7 protein-coding genes are annotated in these 8,090 nt (G+C 70.6%); 4 read left to right on the top strand and 3 right to left on the bottom strand.

Going from position 1 to position 8,090, the window contains the following annotated elements; translation table 11 throughout:
* From NS354_RS06010 to NS354_RS06000, 3 genes are all read right to left on the bottom strand, one after another.
* On the bottom strand, positions 1–395 hold a 395-nt coding region (locus NS354_RS06010; protein WP_058593669.1), incomplete at its 3' end, for a hypothetical protein.
* Positions 396–400: 5 nt separating this feature from the next.
* On the bottom strand, positions 401–1,459 hold the full coding sequence (gene zapE / locus NS354_RS06005) for a cell division protein ZapE (RefSeq protein ID WP_058593668.1): 1,059 nt from the start codon (positions 1,457–1,459) through the stop codon (positions 401–403).
* 10 nt (positions 1,460–1,469) lie between these two features.
* Positions 1,470–2,678 carry an alpha/beta hydrolase family protein gene (locus NS354_RS06000; RefSeq protein WP_058593667.1) on the bottom strand — a complete coding sequence of 403 codons (1,209 nt, stop codon included), beginning with the start codon at positions 2,676–2,678 and terminating at the stop codon, positions 1,470–1,472.
* 81 nt (positions 2,679–2,759) lie between these two features.
* Here NS354_RS06000 and NS354_RS05995 point away from each other — a divergent pair, with 81 nt between their 5' ends.
* From NS354_RS05995 to NS354_RS05980, 4 genes are all read left to right on the top strand, one after another.
* Positions 2,760–3,377 carry a DUF3000 domain-containing protein gene (locus NS354_RS05995; RefSeq protein ID WP_058593666.1) on the top strand — a complete coding sequence of 206 codons (618 nt, stop codon included), beginning with the start codon at positions 2,760–2,762 and terminating at the stop codon, positions 3,375–3,377.
* 5 nt (positions 3,378–3,382) lie between these two features.
* Positions 3,383–4,573 (top strand): ribonuclease D, encoded by a 1,191-nt coding sequence (locus NS354_RS05990; protein WP_193750714.1) that lies wholly within the window; start codon positions 3,383–3,385, stop codon positions 4,571–4,573.
* 123 nt (positions 4,574–4,696) lie between these two features.
* Positions 4,697–5,890 (top strand): thiolase family protein, encoded by a 1,194-nt coding sequence (locus NS354_RS05985; protein ID WP_430735996.1) that lies wholly within the window; start codon positions 4,697–4,699, stop codon positions 5,888–5,890.
* A 3-nt stretch (positions 5,891–5,893) separates the two neighbouring features.
* Positions 5,894–8,026 carry a 3-hydroxyacyl-CoA dehydrogenase NAD-binding domain-containing protein gene (locus NS354_RS05980; protein ID WP_058593664.1) on the top strand — a complete coding sequence of 711 codons (2,133 nt, stop codon included), beginning with the start codon at positions 5,894–5,896 and terminating at the stop codon, positions 8,024–8,026.
* Positions 8,027–8,090: the final 64 nt, after the last annotated feature.

The raw sequence follows: 8,090 nt of genomic DNA, 5'->3' as shown, positions 1-8,090 counted from the left end.
GCGTCCCACCCGCCCGAGCCGACGGAGACGAACCCGGGGTGGTGCTTCGTGCTGAGGGCGCAGCCGGCGGTGGTGCGCGCATCGATGCGGGCGATGATGAGCACCGGGCGATCCTTCCCCCTCCCGTCGTGCTCCGCGTACGGCACCCACGCCCAGACGATCTCGCCCGGGTCCGGGCTGCCGTCGAGGTCCGGGTCGTAACTCGGTGCGAGCGCGCGGATCTCGGCGTTCGTGAGGTCGTCCACGCCGGCCTGCGCACCCGAGGGCCGGCCGTTGTTCGCGGGGCGCTCCGCGACGGGACCGCTGCGGCGCTCCGACGGCGCGACGGTCGCGACGGTCGCGACGAGCGAGCGCAGGAGGCCGATGACCGCCTGCGAGACCGATCGCCGCACCATACCGGCTAGACGATCTCGCTCGCGGAGAGCGCGTTGAGTCGCGACATGCAGCGGAGGTACTTCTTGCGGTAGCCGCCGTCGAGCATGCCGCCCCCGAAGATCGTGGTGATCGGTACCCCGGTGGCGCGGATCGGGATCTGCGCGTCGTACACGCGGTCGATGAAGGCGACGAAGCGCAGCGCGGAGGACTGATCGGTGAGCACGTGCACATCGCGCAGGCCGATGCACTGCACGCCGGTGAGCAGCCCGCTGTAGCTCGACGGGTGGACCGTGGAGAGATGCTCGATGAGCGCGGAGAAGTCGTCATCCGTCATCCGCTCGTGCGCCGCGGCGACGTCGGCGAGGGCGAACCGGTACTCCTCGTCGGAGAGCGGCACCGCATCTCCTTCGAGGTCGCGCTGGCGGTAGTCGACTCCGTCGATGCGGATGGTCGTGAAGCGATCCGACATCGCCTGGATCTCGCGCATGAAATCGGCGGCGGCGAAGCGGCCCTCGCCGAGCGCGTTCGGCGGGGTGTTGGAGGTCGCGACGAACCGGGTGCCCGTGGAGGTCAGATCGCCGATGAGCCGAGTCATGAGCATGGTGTCGCCGGGATCGTCGAGCTCGAACTCGTCGATGCAGATGAGACGCGCGCCCTGCAGCACCGACACGGCGCCGTTGTAGCCGAGGGCGCCGACGAGCGCCGTGTACTCGATGAAGGTGCCGAAGTACTTCCGCCCCGTGGTCGCGTGCCACGTCGCCGCGAGCAGGTGGGTCTTGCCGACGCCGAACCCGCCGTCGAGGTAGATGCCCGGCTTGGTGGGGGCGTTCGCGACGGGCTCCGCCTTCTTCCGCCCGAACCCGAAGAAGCCGCCGCGCGAGACGGAGGGAGCCGGGGCCGCGAATGCGCGCAGCAGTTCGCGCGCCTCCTCCTGCGACGGGTAGTCGGGATCCGGCCGATAGGAGTCGAACGACGCATGATCGAACTGGGGCGGGGGAACCAGCGTCGCGACGAGCTCGCTCCCACTGATCGTGGGGCGCCGATCGACGAGATTGGCTGTGCTGTGCTGTGAGTCGGAGACCATCGCCGCCATCCTACCGCCGAGCGGCCGGTGACCCGCGCCAGGGCGGTCGCGGCAGCGCGCGGGCGAACGCGCGAGTGACGGCCTCCCAGCCGCGCTGATCGACGTTCCACAGCTTCACGTGCTCCGCGCCGGGCTGCATGCGCAGCTGCACGAGGTCGGGGCGGAGCTGCGCGAGCCGTTCGGCGCCCGCCGAGGGCACGAATGTGTCGTCGCGGCTCGCGTGGATGAGCACGGGCACCGCGAGCGACCGTGCGAACGTCTCCGGGTGGAGATCGGCGATGGGGATGCCGCCGGCCTCGCCGCCGGCGACGGCGCCGCGCGCCAGCAGCTCGATGCCGAGACCGGCGATCGCGGCGGGAGCCGACTGCGCCGCGGCGTGATACCGCAGCAGCGCGTCCCAGTCGACGGCGGGGGAATCGAGGATGAGCCCGTCGACGAGATCCCGGTGCTCCCCGCGGGTCGCCGCGACGAGGCAGGCGGTGCCGCCCATCGACCAGCCGAAGAGCGTCACCCGCTCGGCGCCCCGGTGCCGGGCAGCGGCGATCGCGGCGTCGACGTCGCGGCTCTCCGAGAATCCGACCCCGTACCTCCCCCGCAGACCCGGAGGAGCGCCGGGATCGTTGCGGTACGAGATCACGAGACTCGTGATGCCGCAGCGCGCGAGCGCGCGCACGCCCCGCAGCGTCTCCTCCGGAAGTGCGCCCCGTCCGTGCACGTGCACCGCCCAGCGGCGCCTTCGCGGAATCCGGGGGCGAATGATCCAGGCGTCCGCGTCGCCGAGTTCCGTGGCGTACACGGTGCGCTCGACGCGATAGCCGAGCTGCTCGGGGTCGGTGTACCACCAGCCGGTCACCCGCCCGCGCGTCTCGGCGGCCAGGCTGCCCCGGTCGACCGAGACGAGCTCCCGCAGCACCTCGTCTTCGAGCGCTTCGACGACCGCTCCCAGTCGTGCGTGGCCGCCACCGCCGTCGAAGATGAACGAGTACCGCCCCGGAAGATCCGCGTCTGCGCCGCGGAGCCCCACGAGCGCGGCGCCGCCCGGGCGCTCGACGACGCGCGTCACGGTTACCGGGGATTCGGGAACCACCGTCGGGGTGACGGCGCGCCGCGCGAGCGCGACCCCGCCGAGCAACGATCCGACGCCGCCGATGAGCGCCGCTCCCCCGAGCGCACTCACTGCGCCGAGCACGAGCCCGCGGATCCATCCCGATGCCTGCATCCCGGCTCCCTCCCCCTGTTCACCGCATCCCGGCGTGGCACCGGCGCGTTGTTCACAGCAAACTCTAGTGTCGCCACTGTGATGGCACGCATCAATGGGACCCCGGTCGACTTCGGCACGGCGGCCGAGCAGCTTCGCGGCGCGCGGCTGCGCGACGAGCTCGTGTCGCGGGAGATTCCGGCGCCGGAGCGCATCGCTCCCCGGTCCATCGCCCTCGCCGCGGGCGTGACCCGCGGCGGACGTGCCGTCGATGCCGCGGACGTCGCGCTCGACTCGCCGTACGGCGCCGGCCGCATCGTCCTCATGCACGACGCCTCGGCCGTCGACGAGTGGGGCGGCCCGTTCCGCATCGTCTGCTTCGCTCAGGCGCCGCTCGAGCTGGAGATCGGCGTGGACCCGTTCATCTCCGATGTGGCCTGGTCGTGGCTTGTCGACGCGCTCGACTCGCGCGGAGCGCAGTACGTGTACCTCTCGGGCACCGCGACGAAGACGCTCTCGAGCAGCTTCGGCGCGCTCGAGGCGCGCGGCGATTCGGCGCAGATCGAACTGCGGGCCTCCTGGACTCCGACGGGCTCGGAGTTCGGCGTGCATGCGGAGGCCTGGTCGGAGCTGCTGTGCCTGCTGGCGGGCCTTCCGCACGCGGAGGGCATAGACTCCATCGCGGCACGGCGATCCCGCCAGGCCGCGGAAGGTGGGTAACAGGTATGACGGTCTCCCAGTCGGAGCTCGACATCGAATGGACGATGGTCGTCGACGACGAGGGTCTTGCGACCGCGGCCGGCGCACTCGCAGCGGGATCGGGCCCGGTTGCGGTCGACGCCGAGCGCGCCTCGGGTTTCCGGTACGGCGGTGAGGCGTACCTCGTGCAGGTGCATCGCGCGGAAGCCGGCACCTTCCTCATCGATCCCATCGGGATTCCCGACTTCTCGCCGCTGCAGCGCGCCATCGGGGACGCGGAGTGGATCTTCCATGCGGCGTCGCAGGATCTCCCCTGCCTCGCATCCATCGGACTCGTGCCCTCCCGGATCTTCGATACCGAACTGGCAGCGCGACTGCTCGGCTTCGAGCGGGTCGGCCTCGGCGCGATCGTCGAACGGCTCCTCGGCATCGCACTCGAGAAGGCGCACTCGGCTGCGGACTGGTCTCAGCGTCCGCTTCCCGCCGAGTGGCTGGAGTACGCAGCGCTCGATGTCGTGCTCCTCCCGGAGCTGCGCTCGGTGATCGCCGCGGAGCTCGACGCGCAGGGGAAGACGGACTTCGCCGTCCAGGAGTTCGAGGCGGTGCGCCTGCGCCCCGAGAAGCCGCGGCCCGAGGAGCCGTGGCGCAAGCTCTCGGGCAGCCACGCTCTCAAGACGCCGCGTGCGCTGGCGCTGTCCCGCGAGCTCTGGGAGGCCAGGGACGGGCTCGCGCGTGAGCGCGACGTCGCGCCCGGGCGGCTGATCCCGGATTCCTCGATCGTGGCGGCGTCCGTCGCGAACCCGCGCTCTCCCGGCGATCTCGCGCGTCTGCGCGATTTCAAGGGACGGGCGAGTCGCACGGAGCTGAAGCGCTGGTGGGCGGCGATCCTCCGGGGGAAGACGACCGAGGATCTCCCGGGCCAGAAGCCCCGGGACCCGGACTCGATTCCGCATCACCGGTTCTGGGCGCAGCGCGACCCCGCCGCCGCGGCGCGTCTCGAGTCCGTGCGGTCGGCGATCGACGCGGAAGCCGAGGCGCGACGCATCCCGGTGGAGAACCTGCTCACCCCGGACACGCTGCGCCGTCTCGTCTGGCGGCCGCCCGCCGACCCGACCTCGGAGAACATCGCGCGGCGGCTGACCGAACTCGGCGCGCGCGACTGGCAGGTTGGCATCACTGCACCAATCATCGCAGACGCATTTGTAGACCTCCCATAACGAAGGCGCGTCGTTGCGGCGCTGAATCGGTGCCCGGAGCGGGTCCGGTTCCCCGTGACACTGCGTCTCTCTAGTATGGGAAGGACGCAGATCACCAATGCTGATGGAGGCGAAGTGGCCGCAATGAGAGAAGTCGTGTTCGTGGACGGTGTCCGCACCCCGTTCGGTCGGGCGGGTGACAAGGGGATATACGAGGGAACGCGTGCCGACGACCTGGCCGTGAAGGCGCTGCAAGGGCTCCTGGAGCGCAACCCGCAACTGCCCCTCGACCGGATCGACGACGTGGGCATCGCCGCGACGACACAGCAGGGCGATCAGGGCCTGACACTCGGTCGCACGGTATCGATGCTCGCGGGCATCCCGGTGACCGTGCCGGGCTTCGCGCTCGACCGCATGTGCGCCGGCGCGCTCACCGTGGCCTCGTTCATGGGCGCGGCCATCGGCTCGGGCCAGTACGACGTCGCCATCGCGGGCGGAGTCGAGCACATGGGGCGCCATCCGATCGGTCTCGATGCCGATCCGAACCCGCGTTTCGTCGCCGAGAAGCTGGTGAGCCCCGACGCGCTGAACATGGGCATCACTGCGGAGCGCCTGCACGACCGGTTCCCCGAGCTCACCAAGGAGCGCTCCGATCGCTTCGGCATGCTCAGCCAGCAGAAGGTCCAGGCGGCCTACGAACGCGGAGACATCCAGGCGGACCTCATCCCCGTCGCGACGCGCTCGGAGAACGGGTGGGGTCTCGCCACGGAGGATCAGGGCCGCCGCCCCGAGACCACCATGGAGGGGCTCGCCACGCTGAAGACCCCGTTCCGGCCGCACGGCCGTGTGACCGCCGGCAACGCCTCGCCGCTGACCGACGGCGCCACCGTCTCGCTGCTCGCGGGCGCTGATACGGCGAAGGAGCTCGGGCTCACCGCGAAGATGCGTCTCGTCGGCTTCGCGTTCGCGGGCGTCGAACCCGAGGTCATGGGGCTCGGGCCGGTTCCGTCGACCGAGAAGGCGCTCAAGCGAGCCGGGCTCACCATCGACGACATCGGACTCTTCGAGTTGAACGAGGCCTTCGCGGTGCAGGTGCTCTCCTTCACCGATCACTTCGGGATCGCCGACGACGATCCGCGGGTCAACCCGTGGGGCGGCGCCATCGCATTCGGCCACCCGCTCGCCGCGTCGGGCGTTCGCCTCATGACGCAGCTCGCCCGCCAGTTCGCCCAGCGACCCGACGTGCGCTACGGCGTCACCGCCATGTGCGTCGGCCTCGGCCAGGGCGGCACGGCCATCTGGGAGAACCCCCACTTCGACGGAAAGAAGGGCAAGTAAGCCATGACCGACTACCGCAGCATCGACTTCTCGCCCCTGATCGCGGCATCCGAGGACGAGGTCGTCACGCGCTCGCTCGTGCAGGACGTGGCGCTCCCCTCGGGCGGCACGCTCGCCCTCATCACGCTCGACAACGGCCGCGACCACACGCGCCCCAACACACTGGGGCCCCGCACCCTCCAGGAGCTCGGCGACGTGCTCGACGCGCTGCGCGCGCGGGCCGCGGCCGGCGACATCCATGCCGTCGCCGTGACGGGCAAGCCGTTCATCTTCGCCGCCGGTGCCGACCTCTCCAAGGTCTCCACCCTCGCGACGGAGGAGAACGCACGGCTGATGGCGCAGTTCGGCCACTTCGTGCTCGGCAAGCTCGGGGAGCTGGGTGTGCCGTCGTTCGCCTTCGTCAACGGCCTCGCACTCGGCGGCGCGATGGAGATCGCGCTGCACTGCGACTACCGCACACTCGACTCGTCGACCGCCGCGCTCGCCTTCCCCGAGGTCTTCCTCGGCATCATCCCTGGGTGGGGCGGCGCGACGATCGTGCCGAACCTCATCGGCATCGAGCAGGCGCTCGAGATCATCGTCACGAACCCGTTGAAGAACAACCGCATGCTGAAGCCGAAGCAGGCGTTCGAGATGGGCCTCTTCGACGCGATGTTCGGCTCCGCCAGCTTCCTCGAGCGATCGATCGCGTGGGCCGATGCCGTCATCGCGGGTTCGGAGAAGGTGGAGCGCAAGCACGCACCGGGCAAGCTCGAGCGGCTCACGAAGTGGCCCGCCGCGATCAAGATCGCCCGAGAGACCCTCAAGGCGCGCATCGGCACGGCAGCTCGCGCCCCCTACGTCGCGCTCGACCTGCTCAGCGCTGCCAAGGACAATGACCTCGCGCGCGGATTCGAACGGGAGGACGAGGCGCTCGCAGAGCTGATCTCGGGCGACCAGTTCGCCGCGTCCGTCTACGCCTTCGACCTCGTGCAGAAGCGCGCGAAGCGCCCTGCGGGCGCCCCAGACGAGCAGCTCGCGAAGCCGGTGCGCAAGGTGGGCGTGATCGGCGCCGGCCTCATGGCGAGTCAGTTCGCGCTGCTCTTCGCACGGAAGCTGCGTGTGCCCGTGCTGATCACCGACCTCGACCAGTCGCGGGTCGACAAGGGACTCGCCTACATCCGCGGCGAGATCGACAAGATGCTCGAGAAGGGCCGCCTCTCCGCCGACGACGCGAACCAGATCACGGCCCTCGTGCAGGGCACCACCGACAAGTCGCAGTACGCCGACTGCGACTGGGTGATCGAGGCGGTGTTCGAGGAGCTCGGCGTGAAGCAGCAGGTCTTCGCCGAGATCGAAGCCATCGTCCCCGAGACCGCGGTGCTCGCGACGAACACGTCCTCGCTCTCCGTGGATGAGATCGGCGCGCGCCTCGAGCACCCCGAGCGGCTCGTGGGCTTCCACTTCTTCAACCCCGTCGCCGTGATGCCGCTCATCGAGGTGGTGCGCACCTCGGCGACCGATGACGAGACGCTGGCCACGGCCATGGTGGTCGCGAAGAAGCTCGGCAAGAGCGCGGTCATCACCGCCGACCGCCCCGGGTTCGTCGTCAACCGCCTGCTGGCGAAGGTGATGGGCGAGGCTGCACGCGCGCTCGACGCCGGCACCCCGCTGCCGGTCGTGGAGCGGGCGTTCGCCCCGATCGGGCTGCCGATGGGGCCGTTCGAGCTCATCGACCTCGTGGGCTGGAAGGTCGCCGCGCACGTGCAGGACACGATGGTCGCCGCCTTCCCCGACCGTTTCTACGCGTCGGAGAATCTGCACCGTCTCGCCGACGTCGACGAGCCCCTCGTCAAGTCGAAGCACGGCAAGGTCGAGGACCTGTCGAAGGCGGGGAAGAAGGCGGTGACGCTCGGCAAGACCGCCGTCGGCGAGGAGGAGATTCTGCACCGCGTCGAGGACGAGCTCGCCCGCGAGATCAAGATCATGCTCGACGAGCACGTCGTCGCTGCTGCAGAGGACATCGATCTGTGTCTGATCCTCGGTGCGGGCTGGCCGTTCCAGGCGGGCGGCGCGACTCCGTACCTCGATCGCTCCGGCGCGAGCGAGCGGGCGTTCGGCGGCGCGTTCCACGAGCCCCGCATCGCCGGGGCCTGACCGGCCGTCCGACAGAGCGCAGCGGCGCGGCCCGGGGTACTCCCCGGCCGCCCCGCTGCGCTGC

This window comes from Leucobacter chromiiresistens (assembly GCF_001477055.1).
Lineage (GTDB): Bacteria > Actinomycetota > Actinomycetes > Actinomycetales > Microbacteriaceae > Leucobacter > Leucobacter chromiiresistens_A.
Note: the sequence above shows the minus strand (reverse complement) of the source record. Positions and strands in the feature narration are given on the sequence as shown.

Coding starts and splice junctions, on each gene's coding strand:
- zapE (WP_058593668.1), bottom strand. CDS start 1,459: ATGGTCTCCGACTCACAGCACAGCACAGCCAATCTCGTCGATCGGCGC.
- NS354_RS06000 (WP_058593667.1), bottom strand. CDS start 2,678: ATGCAGGCATCGGGATGGATCCGCGGGCTCGTGCTCGGCGCAGTGAGT.
- NS354_RS05995 (WP_058593666.1), top strand. CDS start 2,760: ATGGCACGCATCAATGGGACCCCGGTCGACTTCGGCACGGCGGCCGAG.
- NS354_RS05990 (WP_193750714.1), top strand. CDS start 3,383: ATGACGGTCTCCCAGTCGGAGCTCGACATCGAATGGACGATGGTCGTC.
- NS354_RS05985 (WP_430735996.1), top strand. CDS start 4,697: ATGAGAGAAGTCGTGTTCGTGGACGGTGTCCGCACCCCGTTCGGTCGG.
- NS354_RS05980 (WP_058593664.1), top strand. CDS start 5,894: ATGACCGACTACCGCAGCATCGACTTCTCGCCCCTGATCGCGGCATCC.